This is a genomic window from uncultured Polaribacter sp. (assembly GCF_947497695.1).
GTDB lineage: Bacteria > Bacteroidota > Bacteroidia > Flavobacteriales > Flavobacteriaceae > Polaribacter.
In genome coordinates this window covers 158,256-176,837 of sequence record NZ_CANMHM010000003.1, presented here as the reverse complement: position 1 = coordinate 176,837, position 18,582 = coordinate 158,256, and the positions used below count along the sequence as shown (strand labels likewise).

The following is an 18,582-nucleotide window of genomic DNA, read 5'->3' as shown; positions in this document are numbered from 1 at the left end:
AAAGTCAGGTGATTAAAGGTTTAACAAGACATTATGACTTGCTTTATATCCGTTTTTAGATTGGTACTGATTTTGCCTTTAGGAGAATATAAAAGAAAATATAACACAATAAGGGAATAAGTTCTCTTGCTACAAAAACAAAAAAAATGAACTTTAATAATTATACTACAAAATCACAAGAAACCATACAAATGGCGCAACAAATTGCCCAAGGTTTTGGTCATAATCAAATAGAAAACGAGCATATTTTTAAAGCATTAACACAGGTTGATGAAAATGTACTGCCTTTTTTATTGAAAAAATTAAACATCAATAGTACTATTGTAAACCAAATTTTAGACAAACAATTAGAAAGTTTGCCTAAAGTAACTGGAGCAGAATTAATGCTCTCTAGAGAAGCAAGTAAAAGTCTTACAGAAGCAGCTGTTATTGCTAAAAACATGAAAGATGATTATGTTTCTATAGAGCATTTAATTCTTGCAATTTTTAAATCGAAATCTAATATTGCTCAGGTTTTAAAAGACCAAGGAGTTACAGAAAAACATTTAAAAACAGCTATAGAAGAGTTAAGAAAAGGAGAAAACGTTACTTCTCAAAGTCAGGAAGAAACCTATAATTCTTTAAATAAGTTTGCAAAAAATTTAAATGAATTAGCAAAAAATGGAAATTTAGATCCTGTAATTGGTAGAGATGAAGAAATACGTAGATTATTACAAATCTTATCTCGTAGAACAAAGAACAACCCTATTTTAGTTGGAGAACCAGGAACTGGTAAAACAGCCATTGCAGAGGGTTTAGCACACAGAATTGTAGATGGTGATGTACCAGAAAATCTAAAAGATAAATTAATTTTTTCTTTAGATATGGGAGCTTTAATTGCTGGTGCAAAATACAAAGGTGAATTTGAAGAGCGTTTAAAAGCAGTTATTAAAGAGGTTACAAATGCAGAGGGAGATATTGTACTTTTTATTGATGAAATTCACACGTTAGTTGGTGCTGGAGGAGGACAAGGTGCCATGGATGCAGCAAATATTTTAAAACCTGCTTTGGCTCGTGGAGAATTGCGTGCAATTGGTGCAACTACCTTAGATGAATATCAGAAATATTTTGAAAAAGACAAAGCTCTAGAAAGACGTTTTCAAAAAGTACAGGTAAATGAGCCAGATACAGAAAGTGCTATTTCTATTTTAAGGGGAATTAAGGATAAATATGAAACACACCATAAAGTACGTATTAAAGATGAAGCTATTATTAGTGCTGTAGAATTATCTCAACGTTATATTACCAATCGTTTTTTACCAGATAAAGCCATTGATTTAATGGATGAAGCCATGGCAAAATTGCGAATGGAAATCAACTCTAAACCAGAAGATTTAGATGTTTTAGACAGAAAAGTGATGCAATTAGAAATTGAAATTGAAGCGATTAAACGTGAAAATGACGAAATCAAACTAAAATCACTTCGTTCTGATTTGGCAAACCTTAAAGAAGAACGTAATGAAATGAATGCCAAATGGAAATCTGAAAAAGAGATTGTAGATCATATTCAGAACGCTAAAGCAGTTATTGAAGATTTTAAAATAGAAGCAGAAAAAGCAGAACGTGAAGGAGATTATGGAAAAGTAGCTGAGATTCGTTATGGAAAAATTAAACAAGCTCAAGAAAATTTAGAAGGTTTTCAAAAAACAATGGAAGAAAATCAGTCTGAAAAAAGTTTAATTAAAGAAGAAGTTACTTTAGATGATATTGCAGAAGTTGTAGCAAAATGGACTGGAGTACCTGTTACAAAAATGATTCAGTCTGAACGTGAAAAGTTATTGAAACTAGAAAATCAAATACACAAAAGAGTTGTGGGGCAAGAAGAAGCAATTGTTGCAGTTTCTGATGCTGTAAGACGCTCTAGAGCTGGTTTGCAAAACCCTAACAAACCAATAGGTAGTTTCTTGTTTTTAGGTACTACTGGTGTTGGTAAAACAGAATTGGCAAAAGCTTTAGCAGAATACATGTTTGATGATGAAAATGCCATGACTAGAATTGATATGAGTGAATATCAAGAAAAACACTCTGTAAGTAGATTGGTTGGTGCGCCTCCAGGTTATGTTGGGTATGATGAAGGAGGACAATTAACAGAAGCTGTTAGAAGAAGACCTTATTCTGTGGTACTTTTAGATGAAATTGAAAAAGCACATCCAGATACTTTTAATATCTTGTTACAGGTTTTAGATGAAGGAAGATTGACAGATAATAAAGGACGTGTTGCAGATTTTAAAAACACTATTATTATTATGACATCAAATATGGGAAGTCATATAATTCAAGAGAAGTTTGCTGATCCAAAAGCAGATTTAGAAGCGGTAACAGAAATGGCAAAAATTGAAGTGATGGGCTTGTTAAAACAATCTGTGAGACCTGAATTTTTAAATAGAATAGACGATGTTATTATGTTTACTCCTTTAAATGAAGCAAATATTTTTGAAATTGTAAAATTACAAATAGACCATTTAAAGAAAATGATTGGCAAACAAGAAATTACTCTAGATGCTACTGATGAAGCTATTAAATATTTAGCAAAAAAAGGGTATCAACCAGAATTTGGAGCAAGACCTGTAAAAAGAGTCATTCAGAAAGAAGTTTTGAATCAACTTTCTAAAGAAATCTTATCAGGAAAAATTACAACAGATAGTATTATTTTGTTAGATGCTTTTGATGAACAATTGGTTTTTAGAAATCAAAATGATTTGGTTGAGAATTCTTAAAAACCTTTGCATAAGTAACAAAAGGCAAAGATTGTCATTTCCCCCTTTTGGGAGAAATCACATAAAAAGAAAAACAATAAGAAATCTACTTTATGTAATTTATCACTAGCGTTCAAAACGACAAAATTATGAGTTTGTATATAAAAGTAAAGGTAGTTTGGTTCGTTAATTTAAAAAAAGCGGTATTTGAAAAAATATCGCTTTTTCTTTTCTACAATTATAAGTAGATCAATTTAAAATCAATTATAGAGACTTTTTTACATTTCCTTGACCAAACTAAAACTGTATCTTTGTTAAAATATTAAAATAAAAACAGTCTATGGCTGCTCAGAAAAACATCAATATAAAAAATAAAAAAGCTCGTTTCGAATTTGAAATTCTAGACAAATATGTTGCAGGAATTCAATTAACAGGTACAGAAATAAAATCGATTCGTTTAAGTCAGGCAAGAATTACAGAGAGTTTTTGTGAATTTAATGATGGTGGAGAATTGTTTATTGTAAATATGTACATTCAAGAATATTTATTTGGACATGCATACAATCACAAACCAAAAAGTGAACGAAGATTGTTAATGCATAAACGTGAGTTACGTTCTTTAAGAAAAGATGTAGAAGCTAAAGGAAACACAATTGTACCTTTGCGTTTATTTATAAATGATAAAGGTTTTGCCAAATTAGAAATTGCTTTGGCTAAAGGAAAACAAACGCATGATAAACGAGAAGTTATAAAAGACAGAGATAATAAACGTGATTTGGCAAGAATTAAAAAAAGTTTTAATTCGTAATAAATATAATTTTCAGACGCTTCAGTTTTAAAAAACCTGAAGCGTCTTTTTAATATTATAAATTTTCTTCTAAATGATTTCCTTCTTAAAACTGATTCGTTACAAAAACCTATTGATGGTTTTATTAACGATGGTTTTAACAAAGTATGCACTGATAGAAAGTGGATATTTTACTCACACAGGTATTCTTTCAAATATTCAATTTCTATATTTAATATTAAGTATTTTATTTATTACTGCTGGAGGTTATGTTATAAATGATATTTATGATATAGAAACGGATAAAATAAATAGGTCAAAAAAAATAATTATTGGTAAAAGGATTAGTGAAAAAAAAGCTTTTAAATATTATATTTCTTTAACTTTTATTGGAATTGCAATTGGCTTCCTTCTTTCTATTAACAGTTATATTTTTTTATGTTTTGTTATTCCAGTAATCCTACTTTTTTTATACTCTAAATATTTAAAAAGAACACCTTTTGTAGGAAACTTAACTATTAGTTTTTTGATATCATTTGTAATCTGCTTAGCATATTACTTTCACTTTTTTTTCCTTTATAGTTATGACTATTCTTTATTTGACAAACCTTTAAGAAATGTTATTTATGTTTACATATCATTTTCATTTCTAACTACTTTAATAAGAGAAATTATAAAAGATATAGAAGATATTGATGGAGATTTAAAAATAAAGGCAAAAACATTACCCATTGTAATTGGCAGAAAAAGAGCTTCTAAAGTCGCTTTTTTCTTTACTGGTCTTTTGTTTGTTTTTCTCTTAGTTGTACTTCAGTTTTTAAAAAATGAACCTATATTTTTAAGTTACGGAATTGGATGCATTCTATTACCACTAAGCTATTTTATATATAAATTATGGTTTGCAAAAAGTAAAAAGGACTTTTCTATATTAAGTAATTTAATGAAATTAATTATGCTTTTGGGTATTTTATCAATGTTACTATTCAGATTCATAAACTAATAGATTCTTAGAAAAAAATATTTATACAATTACACAGTTCAACAATTATAAATCAGAATATGTTAAGAGAAAAATTAAAAGATTATAATGTAATATTAGCTTCAAAATCTCCAAGAAGGCAAAAATTTTTCAAAGATTTAGACATCGATTTTACCACTCAATTAAAAGAAGTAGAAGAAATTTATCCCCAAAAATTAAAAGGCATTGAAATTACTGATTTTTTAGCGGATCTAAAATCAAAAGCTTTTACAAATTTAAAAGAAAAAGATCTTTTAATAACATCAGATACCATTGTTTGGCTAAATAATGTTGCACTAGGTAAGCCTAAAGATGCAGCAGATGCTTTTAAAATGTTAAGCTCTTTATCTGGTAAAAAACACGAAGTAATTACCTCAATTAGTATTAAAGGAAAAGATTTTCAAAAAATAATTAATGATATAACTACTGTCTCTTTCAAAGATTTATCAGTTGATGAAATAAATTATTATATAAAAAACTACAAACCTTTTGATAAAGCTGGTGCTTATGGCATACAAGAATGGATTGGTTTTATTGCAATTGATCACCTAGAAGGAAGTTATTTTAATGTTGTTGGTTTGCCTGTTCATAAATTATATAATGAGCTAATGAATTTATAAAATAACATAAATTAACCGTAAAAGGTAGTATGTTAACCTTAAAGAAGCTTCATGATGTTAAAAGTAATAATATAGCATACAAATCCATTAAAAGTGTTGTTTTTTAACACTTGTAATCGTTTTACATTTGTAGTATAAATACAAAGCATTATGAAGACAATCAATCAAAAAAGAAAATCAGAAAATTTAGAAAGTAAAGCAATCACTCCTACAAAGAAATTCAGCAATACAAATTCTATGACTTGGAACTTAAAAAGACGTTACAGATAATCTGTAACCAACATAAAAATCTAAAAGCTCTTTTAAGAAAGGAGCTTTTTTTTGCTCTAAATCTAAAGAACACTGAATTTATATTTTAGTAAAAAAACCAAAAAATCGTTTAAAAGTATTTTTCTTAAGAAAATGAAAGCTGGTTTCGTTTTAAATAATAAATGAAACTAAATTTTAGTCTTTTAAACGCTAGCAACAAATCAATTTTTCTTTGAAATTAAAAAAAAATAAGGTTCTATAAGTTTTTTAAGTAAAGAATAAACTCTAACTTCAAATAAAAGTTTATTTTTACGCAAATTTTTACAACACAATACAATTAGATAATGAAAAAATACACGTACACAGAAAAAAAAGACACACGTTCAGGTTTTGGTGATGGTTTAACGGAGTTAGGGAGAACAAATCCAAACGTAGTTGCTTTATGTGCAGATTTAATTGGTTCTTTAAAAATGAATCAATTTATAAAAGAAAATCCAGAAAGATTTTTCCAGATAGGTATTGCAGAAGCTAATATGATGGGTATTGCTGCAGGTTTAACTATTGGTGGTAAAATTCCTTTTACAGGTACTTTTGCAAATTTCTCTACAGGTAGAGTGTATGATCAAATTCGTCAATCTATTGCATATTCTGATAAAAATGTAAAAATTTGTGCATCTCATGCAGGTTTAACTTTAGGTGAAGATGGTGCTACACACCAAATTTTAGAAGATATTGGTTTAATGAAAATGTTGCCTGGCATGACAGTAATCAACACATGTGATTACAACCAAACAAAAGCTGCAACTATTGCAATTGCAGAACATGAAGGGCCTGTTTATTTACGTTTTGGTCGTCCAGTAGTTCCTATTTTTATGCCAGATTATAAAGATGAAAAATTTGAAATTGGCAAAGGAATTCAATTAACAGAAGGAACAGATGTAACTATTGTTGCTACAGGTCATTTAGTTTGGGAAGCCTTACAAGCATCAGAACAATTAGAAGCACAAGGTATTTCTGCAGAGGTTATAAACATACACACAATAAAGCCTTTAGATGAAGAAATTATTTTAAAGTCTGTAGCAAAAACAGGTTGTATTGTTACTGCAGAAGAGCATAATATTATTGGTGGTTTAGGTGAAAGTGTTGCAAGAACATTAAGTTTAAATACTCCTACCCCACAAGAATTTGTAGGTACAAATGATACTTTTGGAGAATCTGGAACTCCTGCTCAATTAATGGAAAAGTACGGTTTAAATGCTGTTTCTGTTGTAAATGCAGCTAAAAAAGTAATTGCTAGAAAATAAGCAAAATGCAAAAATTAATTTTTATTTTCTGTTTGTTTCTAGGTTTTAGCCAAGTAGCTAATGCCCAAATTGATTTTGGTCTAAAAGCAGGACTTAATTACAGTAATAATGGTAATGAATCTGCTAAAACCAAATTTAATGATATTGTTGATGGTGCAGAAGAAGAACTGGGGTATCATGCAGGTATTTGGTTTCGTGGAAAATTACCGATTCTGGGGTTTTATATAAGACCAGAAATTATATACACACAAGTTCAAAGTGAATATGCATTGAATACCGTAAATACAAATTACGATTTTAAAAAAATAGATGTACCTGTATTAATTGGAAAGAGATTTCTAAGAGTTGTTAGTGTTTTTATAGGACCTTCTTTTCAATATATTATTGATGATAGTTTTCAACTAGACAATGTTACAACAGAGGAGTTTGATAAATTTTCTGTAGGAGCTCAAATGGGGCTTGGTGTAGAATTTGGTTCTTTAGGTATTGATGTTCGTTGGGAAAGAGGCTTGTCTAACACTGAGGCAAACTTCACTAATAATTTTACAGTAGATAATAGAACAAATCAATTAATATTAGGAGTCTCATTCAAATTATAAAAAATCTTATAAATTTTAACAAAAAGGCAGTAATTTTAAATTACTGCCTTTTTATTTACAATTCATTTATGTTGTTTAAATTTGTTTTTAAGCAGCAAATAATAAAATTTAATTACAAGAATAATTCAGATAAAGGGATTATTAATAGCAGACATTGATACTTATTAATTTTCAATAGAACGCTATAAGTTTATCTATTTTTATATTAAATTAGATAAAAATTGTACGGAAACAATTTTAAGTATGCTAACAAAAATCATTTTAATATGTTTTCTAAAATTGATATTTTATCAAATGTAAAATAGAATGTACAAAAAAACTCTTGAAATTTTCAAGAGTTTTATAATGTTGTAATAAAAAAATTACTAGTTTACATTAGGATTTAAAAAATCTGGCACATTAGGATTCGTTTTATCACTAAAATCATTCGTTGGATCTTTATCTCCATTTGTATCTTCGTTAATGGAAGGTTTTCCATCATTATCATGATCTGTATTTTGCACAATATCTAAAAGTTCAAATTTAAATATCAATGTTTGGTCATAAGGACGCCCATTAGGATCTTCAAAACCAAATTGAAAATTTATGGAAGGATATGCAAGACCACTTGGAATAAAAAAATATCCTTTCCCTGTATTTGTATAAGTAATAGGACCATTATTTGTTTCATTATTTCCACCTTTAAAATGAGTAGCTGCTGCAGCAAAACCAATTATGGTATTTGGTAACCAAAATTGCTCTTTAATATCAAGAGAATTACTATTAGGTAAAAAAGAAACTGATAAACTATTATTAATTAAACTATTACGCGTGTAGTTTACAAATAAAGAATCTATAGTACTTGGAAAACCTTTATCATTGCCTGCGTTAGGACTGCCCTGTTCATGTACATAAGTGTACAAAGTATATGCTATATTGTTTCTTGTAATAATGGTATCTTTTAATTTTCCATCATCAAAAAGAGATGTTTGTCCGTCATTTGTAATGAATTCAAAAGAATCTAACTCAAAGTCGGAATTAGCCTTATAATAATGAGTTTTCAAAAATTTTAATATCGAATCATTTTCTGTTTTTGCCAATTCTTCATAATCAACATTTGCAAATGGATTTACATTTCCAATAATATCATCATCACAAGAATACATTACAACTACGCCTATGAATAGAAGTGAAAAAATATTTTTAATTTTAATCATTTAATCTTTAATTTAGAGGATGCAATTTACCAATTTTATACCTTTGTAAAAAGATAAACAAACTATTTTAACTATTTTTATGAGAATTGATAAATATTTGTGGTGTATTCGTATTTTTAAAACAAGAAGTATTGCTACAGCAGCATGTAAAAAAGGACAAGTTAAGATAGATGGTAAAAATTTAAAACCTTCAAAAGAAGTTTTTGGAGATGAGCTGATTTTAGTACGAAAAAATCAAATCAATTATCAAATAAAAGTTTTAGATTTACCAGAAAGTAGAGTTGGTGCTAAATTAGTAGATCTTTACAGAAAAGATGTTACCCCTAAAGAAGCTTTTGAAAAAACAGAACTTTTAAAATTTGCAAAAGATTACTATCGTAAAAAAGGAGCTGGAAGACCTACCAAAAAAGATAGAAGAGACATTGATAATTATCAAGACGATACAACAGAAGAAATATGAAAACATCAGATAATATTATATTAAATCAATTACAAATTTCTCAAAAAATTAAACGAATAGCGTATCAAATTTACGAATCAAATACTGCTGAAAAAGAGGTTATACTTGCAGGTATTATTGGTAATGGCTATCTTTTTGCTGAAAAATTAGAAATTATTTTAAAAGAAATATCACCTTTAAAAGTAACCATATGTAAAGTTACTATTGATAAGAAAAAACCTTTAAAACCAATTACAACTTCTTTAAATGTTGAAGATTATAAAAACAAATCTTTAGTTTTGGTTGATGATGTTTTAAGTTCTGGAACTACTTTAATATATGGAATAAAGCATTTTTTAGATGTTCCTTTAAAAAGCTTTAAAACAGCTGTATTAGTGAATAGAAATCATAAAAAATACCCTGTAAAAGCTGATTTTAAAGGAATTTCTTTATCAACTTCTGTAAAAGAACACATTCATGTTGATTTTTCTGAAAAAGAAGATGTTGCTTATTTAATTTAAAAGCTGTGCCAATTCTTCTGCAACATCTTTTTTTGTTTTATCATCTATCTTAATAGTTGTTTTTGCTTGCTCATAAAAAGGACGTCTTTCAAAAAGATGTTTTGCAACAAACTCAGGTATTTTATCATCTGATAACGATGCAATTAATGGTCTTTTTGCTTTTTTTCTAATCAAACGTTCTATCATCGTTTTAGTACTTCCTTGTAAGTAGATAGAATTTACATCTTCATTTTTATGTATTGCTTCCATATTATTCGCATAACAAGGTGTTCCTCCTCCCAAAGCAAGAATAAAATTTTGATCTTTTTCAAGAATTTCTTTTAAATATTTGTGTTCAATCAATCTAAAGTAGATTTCTCCTTTAGTTTCAAATATATCTGAAATAGACATTTTTTCTTTATCTATAATATAGTCATCAAGATCTAAAAAGCTAATAGATAACTTTTTAGAAAGTCGTTTGCCAATACTTGATTTTCCTGAAGCCATGTACCCTAGTAATACTATTTTCATTTCTTTCTTATTTTATGCAAATATCTATAAAAAATATCCAAATTAATGCTAATAATTCCAATGTTTGATAGTATATTTGCACTCGTTTACAAAAAAGACCTGGTAGCTCAGTTGGTAGAGCATCTCCCTTTTAAGGAGAGGGTCCTGGGTTCGAGCCCCAGCCCGGTCACAAAATAACTAAAACCTTGTTAATTTATAATTAACAAGGTTTTTTTCGTTTTTAGCAATCATTTCATATTATCTTGTAAAGCACTAATCTTTTAAAGTTTAAATAAAAAACATAGATTTTAAGAAGTTGTTCTTTAAAATCATTAATTAATTTCCTTAAAAAAAAGCAACTTTAACCTTATTTAAAAAAGATTTTCTAAAAAATCATAATCATTAAATTTAAAAATGTTTAATTTACTAAAGGAAAAAAATAAAGAACTTTATAAACCTTAATATCAAACAAAAAACTGCTCAAGCTTATAAAAAAACCTTTACTACAAGACATCATTTAATGAAAAAAAATAGTATTTTATTTTGTTTAATTTTTGTGACTATACATAGTGTGTCACAAAATGAAGTGATTCATCTTTGGAACACAATTCCTAACAGTAAAAAAACTTCAGAAATAGAAGTTATAAAAAAAGAGAATATCAATCGTGTTTATAAGGTAAAAAATCCAACTCTAGAAATCTTTACTCCTACAAAACAAAATAGAACAGGTAAAGCAATAATTATTTGCCATGGAGGTGGTTATGGATATTTAGCCTATGATTGGGAGGGTACAGATATTGCTAAATGGCTTAATAGCAAAGGTATTACTGCTTTTGTTTTAAAATATCGATTGCCAAATTCTAAATCTATTATCACATCATATAACGCTCCTATACAAGATGCACAAAGAGCTATTAGATATGTTCGATTCAATGCCGAAAAATTTGACATCAATATTAACAAAATTGGTGTTATTGGTTTTTCTGCTGGTGGTCATTTAGCAGCAACATTAGGAACTTAATTTAATAGAGTCAATGATTTTAAAGAAGAACCTTTAGATACAATTGCTGCAAGACCTAATTTTATGGCTTTAATATAACCTGTAATTACTCTGCAAAATAATTATACACATAAAGGATCTCGTAAAAATTTAATAGTTTACAGTTTTACAAAGCATTAAATGATAAAAACATAAAAGTAGAAATGCATATTTATCCTTTTGGAGGTCATGGTTTTTCTCTTGACACAAACAGAAAAGACTATTTAGATAGTTGGTTAGATAGATTAAGTGACTGGTTAGGAGGCTTATAATTTAGTTACTATTGGGTATCCAAAAAAAAATAAAGTAAATAGAAAAATAGTAAAACGAATAATTTAATTTTTAAATTTCGTTATTCATAAAAAATCCAGCTAAAAAAAGCTGGATTTTTAAATCATAATAAACTAATATTAGTTTATTATATTAATAAGCATTTTGCTTTTTAATCAAGTTTAAAGCAGAACCTTCTTTGTACCATTCTATTTGACCTTGATTATAAGTATGGTTTGCTAAAATTGTATCTTTAGAACCATCTGCATGAACTACCTCTATAGTTAATGGTTTGTCTGGAGCAAAATCCTTTAAATCTAAAAAGTTAAAAGTGTCATCTTCTTGTATTAAATTGTAATCTGCTTCGTTTGCAAAAGTTAAACCTAACATTCCTTGCTTTTTCAAGTTGGTTTCATGTATTCTAGCAAACGATTTTACAATTACAGCTGCAACACCTAAATGTCTTGGCTGCATTGCTGCATGTTCTCTAGAAGACCCCTCACCATAATTATGATCTCCAACAACAATAGAATTTACTCCTGCAGCTTTATAAGCCCTTGCTGTATCTGGTACACCACCAAATTCTCCTGTTAATTGATTTTTAACAAAATTGGTCTTTTTATTATAGGCATTTACAGCTCCAATTAAAGTATTATTAGCAATATTATCTAAATGGCCTCTATAACGTAACCAAGGTCCAGCCATAGAAATATGATCTGTAGTACATTTCCCAAAAGCTTTTATCAATAATTTTGCTCCTGTAATAGAACTTCCTAAAGGTGTAAAAGGCTCTAAAAGTTGTAATCTTTCAGAATCATTTTTTACTGCAATTTGTACTTGGCTACCATCTTCTTTAGGTGCTAAAAATCCATCATCTTTTACTTCAAAACCTTTTGGAGGTAATTCCCAACCTGTTGGCTCATCTAACATTACTTCTTCTCCGTTTTTATTGATTAATTTATCAGTCATCGGATTAAAATCTAAACGCCCAGCAATAGTAACAGCAGCAACCATTTCTGGCGATGCTACAAATGCATGTGTGTTTGGATTGCCATCTGCACGTTTTGCAAAGTTTCTATTAAAAGAATGGATTATAGAATTTTTAGGAGCATTTTTTGGATCTGAATACCTTGCCCATTGCCCAATACAAGGCCCACAAGCATTTGTAAAAATAGTAGCATCTAATTGTTCAAAGATTCCTAAAATACCATCTCTTTCTGCTGTATATCTTACTTTTTCTGAACCTGGGTTGATTCCAAATTCTGCTTTTATGCCTAAATTTTTATCAATAGCTTGTTGTGCAATAGATGAAGCTCTAGATAAATCTTCGTAAGACGAGTTGGTACAAGAACCTATCAAGCCCCATTCTATTTTTAAAGGCCAATTATTAGTATTTGCAGCTTTTGTCATGTCAGTACCTGCTTTTGTAGATAAATCTGGTGTAAAAGGCCCATTTAATAACGGACTTAATTCTGATAAATTAATTTCTATTACTTGGTCAAAATACTGTTCAGGGTTTGCATATACTTCAGCATCACCTGTAAGATAATCTTTAACTTGGTTTGCTGCATCTGCAACATCTTCTCTATCTGTGGCACGTAAATAACGTTCCATAGAATCGTCATACCCAAAAGTTGAAGTGGTTGCACCAATTTCTGCTCCCATATTACAAATAGTACCTTTTCCTGTGCAAGACATAGAAATTGCACCAGGCCCAAAATATTCTACAATAGCACCAGTTCCTCCTTTAACAGTAAGAATATCTGCTACCTTTAAGATAACATCTTTTGGAGCAGTCCAACCAGATAATGTTCCCGTTAATTTTACACCAATTAATTTTGGGAATTTTAATTCCCAAGGCATTCCTGCCATTACATCTACTGCATCTGCACCTCCTACTCCAATAGCAACCATTCCTAAACCACCAGCATTTACTGTGTGAGAATCTGTACCAATCATCATTCCTCCTGGAAAAGCATAATTTTCTAACACTACTTGATGAATAATTCCTGCTCCTGGTTTCCAAAAACCTAATCCATATTTGTTAGAAACGGATTCTAAAAAATTAAAAACCTCGTTACTTGTATTTAATGCTGATTGCAAATCTGAAGAAGCTCCGTTTTTAGCTTGAATTAAATGATCACAATGTGTTGTTGTTGGTACAGCAACTTTACTTTTACCTGCTTGCATAAATTGCAGCAATGCCATTTGGGCAGTAGCATCTTGTAATGCAATTCTATCTGGAGCAAAATCTACATAGTCTTTACCTCTTACAAATGCTTTATTAGAGGTATCATCCCATAAATGAGAATATAATATTTTCTCTGCTAAAGTTAGTGGTTTTCCTGTCAATTTTTTAGCTGCATCAACACGTTCTACAATTGTTGCATACACTTTTTTAATCATATCAATATCAAATGCCATAATCTTTGCCGTTTTAATTATTAATAGTGATAAATATACAAAATATAGAAATATTTAAAAAAAAGTGATGTAACAATTTTACAATATGTATATCAGTATAAATGATGCTGTAAAATTAATCATCAATTAAATTGATAAAAAAAAGCCTGAGTATTAAAACTCAGGCTTTAAATATGATTTAATAATTTAACTTACTAATTGTTGAGTAGAAGGTTTAAACTTTGTTAAAACAATACCCTCAACTGCAGCCTCATATTCTGCCATAGTAGGTGTTCTACCTAATACTGTAGATAATACTACTACTGGTGTTGAAGATAATAAAGATTCTCCTTTTTTCTCTCCTGTATCTTTTACAACTCTACCTTGAAATAAACGTGTGGAAGTAGCCATTACTGTATCTCCAGGTTCAGCTTTCTCTTGATTTCCCATACATAAGTTACAACCAGGACGTTCTAAATAAAGCATATTCTCATACTTTAAACGAGCTGCTCCTTTTGGGTCTTCATCATTAAATTCAAAACCAGAGTATTTTACTAAAATATCCCAGTCTCCTTCTGCTTTTAACTCATCAACAATGTTATAGGTTGGTGGTGCAACCACTAAAGGAGCTTTAAATTCAACTTTACCATGTTGTGCTTCAATGTTTTTTAACATTTGAGCTAAAATTTGCATATCTCCTTTATGAATCATACAAGAGCCAATAAATCCTAAATCTACTTTTTTAGTTCCTCCGTAAAAAGATAATGGTTGAATGTTATCGTGTGTATAACGCTTAGAAACATCCTCATTATTTACATCAGGATCTGCAATCATTGGTTCAACAATTTTATCTAAGTCTATAACAACATCTGCATAATATTTAGCATCTGAATCTGGTTTTAATGCCGATTTAGTTCCTGTTTTAATCTCAATAATTCTATCATTAGCTTTATCAACTAATCCTTTTAGATCTTGCTTAGGATTATCCATCCCTTTATCAATCATAATTTGAATACGATCTCTTGAAATTTCTAAAGACTCAATTAAAGTATCATCTTCAGAAATACAGATAGATGCTTTTGCTTTCATTTCTGCTGTCCAATCTGTAAACGTAAAAGCTTGATCAGAAGTTAAGGTACCAATATGTACTTCAATAATTTTTCCTTGAAAAACATTTTCTCCATCAAATTGAGTTAACATCTGTTGTTGTGTAGCATGAACTACATCACGAAAATCCATGTAAGATTTCATTTCTCCTTTAAACGTAACTTTTACTGATTCTGGAATTGGCATTGTAGCTTCACCTGTAGCCAATGCTAAGGCCACTGTACCTGAATCTGCACCAAAAGCAACACCTTTTGCCATACGTGTATGTGAATCTCCACCTATAATTACGTCCCAATCATCTACTGCAAGATCATTTAATACTTTATGAATAACATCTGTCATTGCATGGTATTGTCCTTTAGGATCACGTGCAGTTACTAATCCAAAGTCATTCATAAACTTCATTAGTCTTGGAATGTTCGCTTTAGATTTATCATCCCATACAGAAGCTGTGTGACAACCAGATTGGTATCCACAATCTACAATTGGAGAAATTACTGTAGCAGCCATATTCTCTAATTCTTGAGAAGTCATTAAACCTGTAGTATCTTGAGAACCTACAATGTTTACTTCTACTCTTACATTAGAACCAGCGTGTAATGTTTTTCCTGGTGTAGTTCCTACTGCATTTCTGTTGAAAATTTTCTCAACAGCAGTTAAACCTTGATCTTCTATAGAAACTTCTTTTGCTACTGCATATACTTGAGGAACCTCTATATTTAAAACTTTACAAGCAAAAGTTTGTAATTTCTTACCAAAAACAACGGCATAAGAACCTCCTGCTTTTATAAACTCTTTTTTAGGAGGTGTTAAAGCTGTAGAAATATCTTTTACAACTTTACCATCTTTAAGTAATTGTTTTGTTTTTGTATTGATTGTAAAAACAGTACCTGTAGCAACAGAATACTCTTCTTTTAAAATAGGATTTCCTTCTGCATCTACAATTGTATTTCCTTTCGAATCTTGTTGCTTAACCCAGTTTTTTAAATCGATACCAATACCACCAGTTACTCCAACAGTTGTTAAAAAAATTGGTGCAATACCATTAGTACCTGCAATTACAGGTGCAATATTAATAAATGGAACATAAGGACTTGAAGGAATTCCTGTCCATAATGCAACATTGTTTACTCCAGACATTCTAGAGGAACCTACTCCCATTGTTCCTTTATCAGCAATTAACATTACACGCTTATTTGGGTGCTTTTCTTTTAATGCTAATAATTCATTTTGTTGTTTTTTATTGTGCTCAAACATACACTGACCATGTAATTCACGATCTGATCTTGAATGTGCATCTGCACCAGGAGATAATAAATCTGTAGAAATATCTCCAATACCCGCAACAAAAGTTACAATTTCTATTTCTTCTTCAATTTCTGGAAGTTTCGTAAAGAATTCTGCTTGCGCATAACTCTCAATAATTTCTTTTGAAATTGGACAACCTTTTTGCATAGCAGCTTCCAATCTATTCGTATCAGCTTCGTATAAGAACACTTGCGTTTTTAATACTTCTGCAGATTTTTTAGCAATCTCAAAATCTTTTTGTTCTAAGACTAAATCTAATAACACTTCTACAGATGGTCCACCTTTCATATGTGACAATTGCTCAAAAGCAAATTCAGGTGAAATTTCTTTAACTACTGAATTACCTAAAATAATTTCTTTTAAAAACTGAGCTTTAACCTTTGCAGCACTTGTAGTTCCTGGTAAAACATTATAAATGAAAAAGTTTAGAGAATCTTCTCTATACTCATTATTAACATCTTTAATTTGATCAATAATTTTGCTTAGTAATTCAGCTCTATCAATTGGTTGTGGATGAAGACCTAGATCTTTTCTGTCTTCTATCTGCTTCAGGTAATCTTTATAAATGCTCATGAAAGAAATTTTTAGTTTTAATAGCTCTTTTTACATATTGATGTAAGCTAGAACTACTGAACTTATTAATATTTTGAATTCGACAAACTTACATTTTTTATATCAAAATTAAAACATAAATAATAGATTGCTCTAATTAATGAATAAGTAAAAATTATATGCGATTATTCTGATTTTTAATCAATAAAAACAGCGTTTTATTGATTTTTTATGAAGTTTTGATAATTATATAGAAAATGCAGACTAATAAGCCGAATCCTGTTTTCACCAAAAAGGTGAACTCTTATCATTTATCTAGTTCTAAAATTACTCTTAGAATCTATCTGCCTACCCTTTAGAATCGAGCGAGTAGCTCTCAAGCTCTAATATACATGGCATTGCATCGTATAGAGTTTACCTGGTTTCACTACAGCCTAACTGTACATTCTTTCTGTTGCACTGGTCCTCAACTTACGTTGGACGGATGTTATCCGCTATACTACTCTTTGATGTCCGGACTTTCCTTCACGCAAAAGCGTGACGATAAGATAAGTCTGCAATTTCTATATTATTTGAAAGTAATTATTTTTCATAAAAAAAACCACTCATAAAAATATGAGTGGAAAAATTGCTATGAAAAAGTGTTGATGATTTCTCATCAACAATACAAATATAAGCATGTTAAGTTAGAAAAAAGTATTTTTTTTAAACTTAATTTTATTTTAAGAAAACATATCTTTTACTTTCTCAAAAAATGATTTGTCTGTTGTATTTGGATTTGGCTTAAAGTTATCATTATCGGCCATTTTATCGAAGAACTGTTTTTGTTCTTTGTTCAATTCTTGTGGCGTCCAAACATTAATATGAATTAAGAAATCTCCTGTTCCATATCGCTCAATACTTGGTAAACCTTTACCCTTTAATCTTAAAATTTTACCAGATTGTGTACCAGCATCAATTTTAATTTTTACTTTACCTGTAACTGTTTCAACTTCTTTACTTGTTCCTAAAACTGCTTCAGAAAAGTTTACATACAAATCATAATGAATGTTTGTTCCTTCTCTTTTTAGAGTTTCGTGCGGAATTTCTTCTATTAAGACTAATAAATCTCCTGCAATAGAGTTTTTACCTGGAGCTTCATTACCCTTTCCTCCTACTTTTAACTGAACTCCTTCTGTAACTCCCTCAGGAATATTAATTGAAACCGTTTCTTCTTTGGTAATTAAACCTTGTGCATCTGCACCATTTGGCTTTGTACTAATCGTTTCTCCTGCTCCTTGACAAGTTGGACAGGTTACTGCAGATTGCATTCTACCCAATATTGTATTGGTAACTCGCATTTGTTGTCCCTGACCATTACAGGCAGAGCATGTTTTATAGGTTACCCCTTCTGCCTGTACTTTTCGCCTAACTTTTACTTTTTTCTCAACACCTTTAGCAATCTCTTCTAAGGTAAGCTTTACACGAATTCGCATATTACTTCCTTTTACTCTGGCTTGTCTTTGGCCTCCACCACCAAAACCACCAAAGCCTCCACCTCCGCCGCCAAAAATATCTCCAAACTGGCTAAATATGTCATCCATATTCATGCCACCGCCACCAAAACCTCCTCCACCTTGAGGACCGTCAAAAGCAGCATGACCATATTGATCATATCGTGCTTTTTGGTTTTCATCGCTTAAAATTTCGTAAGCTTCAGCTGCTTTTTTAAAATTTTCTTCAGCAGTTTTATCATCTGGATTTTTATCTGGATGATATTTAATTGCCATTTTTCTGTAGCCTTTCTTAATTTCTGCCTGTGTTGCAGATTTAGAAACGCCTAATATTTCGTAAAAATCTTGTTTTGCCATTTAAAATAGTTTGCAGTAGTCAGTAGGCAGTTTTCAGTCAGCAACTTATGGCAAACTGTAAACTATTTACTGAATACTTTTTTTTATTCTACAACC

14 protein-coding genes, 1 tRNA gene and 1 other RNA gene are annotated in these 18,582 nt (G+C 29.9%); 10 read left to right on the top strand and 6 right to left on the bottom strand.

Annotated features, from left to right (window positions below; all coding sequences use genetic code 11):
- The first annotated feature begins 146 nt into the window (after positions 1–146).
- The 6 genes from clpB (at position 147) to Q0731_RS05080 (ending at position 7,312) form a co-directional block, all read left to right on the top strand.
- The gene (clpB, locus tag Q0731_RS05105; protein WP_299060798.1) at positions 147–2,756 is read left to right on the top strand and encodes an ATP-dependent chaperone ClpB; all 2,610 of its coding nucleotides are present in this window, start codon (positions 147–149) and stop codon (positions 2,754–2,756) included.
- Between the two features lie 319 nt (positions 2,757–3,075).
- Positions 3,076–3,543 (top strand): SsrA-binding protein SmpB, encoded by a 468-nt coding sequence (smpB, locus tag Q0731_RS05100; protein WP_299060796.1) that lies wholly within the window; start codon positions 3,076–3,078, stop codon positions 3,541–3,543.
- 115 nt (positions 3,544–3,658) lie between these two features.
- On the top strand, positions 3,659–4,522 hold the full coding sequence (locus tag Q0731_RS05095) for a geranylgeranylglycerol-phosphate geranylgeranyltransferase (protein WP_299060794.1): 864 nt from the start codon (positions 3,659–3,661) through the stop codon (positions 4,520–4,522).
- A 59-nt stretch (positions 4,523–4,581) separates the two neighbouring features.
- Positions 4,582–5,160 (top strand): Maf family nucleotide pyrophosphatase, encoded by a 579-nt coding sequence (locus Q0731_RS05090; protein WP_299060791.1) that lies wholly within the window; start codon positions 4,582–4,584, stop codon positions 5,158–5,160.
- A gap of 593 nt (positions 5,161–5,753) precedes the next feature.
- The gene (locus Q0731_RS05085) at positions 5,754–6,713 is read left to right on the top strand and encodes a transketolase family protein (protein ID WP_299060788.1); all 960 of its coding nucleotides are present in this window, start codon (positions 5,754–5,756) and stop codon (positions 6,711–6,713) included.
- A gap of 5 nt (positions 6,714–6,718) precedes the next feature.
- Positions 6,719–7,312, top strand: coding sequence for an outer membrane beta-barrel protein (locus tag Q0731_RS05080; RefSeq protein ID WP_299060785.1), 594 nt, complete (start codon positions 6,719–6,721; stop codon positions 7,310–7,312).
- A 365-nt stretch (positions 7,313–7,677) separates the two neighbouring features.
- Here Q0731_RS05080 and Q0731_RS05075 read toward each other — a convergent pair whose 3' ends face one another.
- Positions 7,678–8,508, bottom strand: a complete 831-nt coding sequence (locus Q0731_RS05075) for a peptidylprolyl isomerase (RefSeq protein ID WP_299060782.1) — start codon at positions 8,506–8,508, stop codon at positions 7,678–7,680.
- A gap of 79 nt (positions 8,509–8,587) precedes the next feature.
- On the opposite strand from Q0731_RS05075, the gene Q0731_RS05070 reads away from it, so the two are divergent.
- Both Q0731_RS05070 and Q0731_RS05065 read left to right on the top strand, forming a co-directional pair.
- Positions 8,588–8,968, top strand: a complete 381-nt coding sequence (locus tag Q0731_RS05070; RefSeq protein WP_299060779.1) for a S4 domain-containing protein — start codon at positions 8,588–8,590, stop codon at positions 8,966–8,968.
- The gene (locus Q0731_RS05065) at positions 8,965–9,468 is read left to right on the top strand and encodes a phosphoribosyltransferase family protein (RefSeq protein WP_299060776.1); all 504 of its coding nucleotides are present in this window, start codon (positions 8,965–8,967) and stop codon (positions 9,466–9,468) included. Before Q0731_RS05070 ends, Q0731_RS05065 begins: the two co-directional genes overlap by 4 nt.
- On the opposite strand, the gene Q0731_RS05060 is transcribed toward Q0731_RS05065, so the two are convergent.
- A complete protein-coding gene (locus Q0731_RS05060; RefSeq protein WP_299060773.1) occupies positions 9,460–9,978 on the bottom strand; it encodes a shikimate kinase in 519 nt (172 codons plus the stop codon). The genes Q0731_RS05065 and Q0731_RS05060 overlap by 9 nt on opposite strands.
- A gap of 96 nt (positions 9,979–10,074) precedes the next feature.
- Here Q0731_RS05060 and Q0731_RS05055 point away from each other — a divergent pair.
- Both Q0731_RS05055 and Q0731_RS05050 read left to right on the top strand, forming a co-directional pair.
- Positions 10,075–10,147 (top strand) — tRNA-Lys (locus tag Q0731_RS05055).
- A 330-nt stretch (positions 10,148–10,477) separates the two neighbouring features.
- The gene (locus Q0731_RS05050) at positions 10,478–10,978 is read left to right on the top strand and encodes an alpha/beta hydrolase (RefSeq protein WP_299060771.1); all 501 of its coding nucleotides are present in this window, start codon (positions 10,478–10,480) and stop codon (positions 10,976–10,978) included.
- A gap of 441 nt (positions 10,979–11,419) precedes the next feature.
- On the opposite strand, the gene Q0731_RS05045 is transcribed toward Q0731_RS05050, so the two are convergent.
- The 4 genes from Q0731_RS05045 to dnaJ all read right to left on the bottom strand — a co-directional run bounded on the left by Q0731_RS05045 (position 11,420) and on the right by dnaJ (position 18,486).
- Positions 11,420–13,690, bottom strand: coding sequence for an aconitate hydratase (locus Q0731_RS05045; RefSeq protein ID WP_299060768.1), 2,271 nt, complete (start codon positions 13,688–13,690; stop codon positions 11,420–11,422).
- Between the two features lie 186 nt (positions 13,691–13,876).
- Positions 13,877–16,657: a bifunctional aconitate hydratase 2/2-methylisocitrate dehydratase gene (locus tag Q0731_RS05040; protein WP_299060765.1), complete on the bottom strand. Its 2,781-nt coding sequence runs from the start codon at positions 16,655–16,657 to the stop codon at positions 13,877–13,879.
- Between the two features lie 231 nt (positions 16,658–16,888).
- Positions 16,889–17,197: RNase P RNA component class A (gene rnpB / locus Q0731_RS05035), an RNA gene on the bottom strand.
- 161 nt (positions 17,198–17,358) lie between these two features.
- Positions 17,359–18,486 carry a molecular chaperone DnaJ gene (dnaJ, locus tag Q0731_RS05030; RefSeq protein WP_299060763.1) on the bottom strand — a complete coding sequence of 376 codons (1,128 nt, stop codon included), beginning with the start codon at positions 18,484–18,486 and terminating at the stop codon, positions 17,359–17,361.
- Positions 18,487–18,582 lie beyond the last annotated feature (96 nt).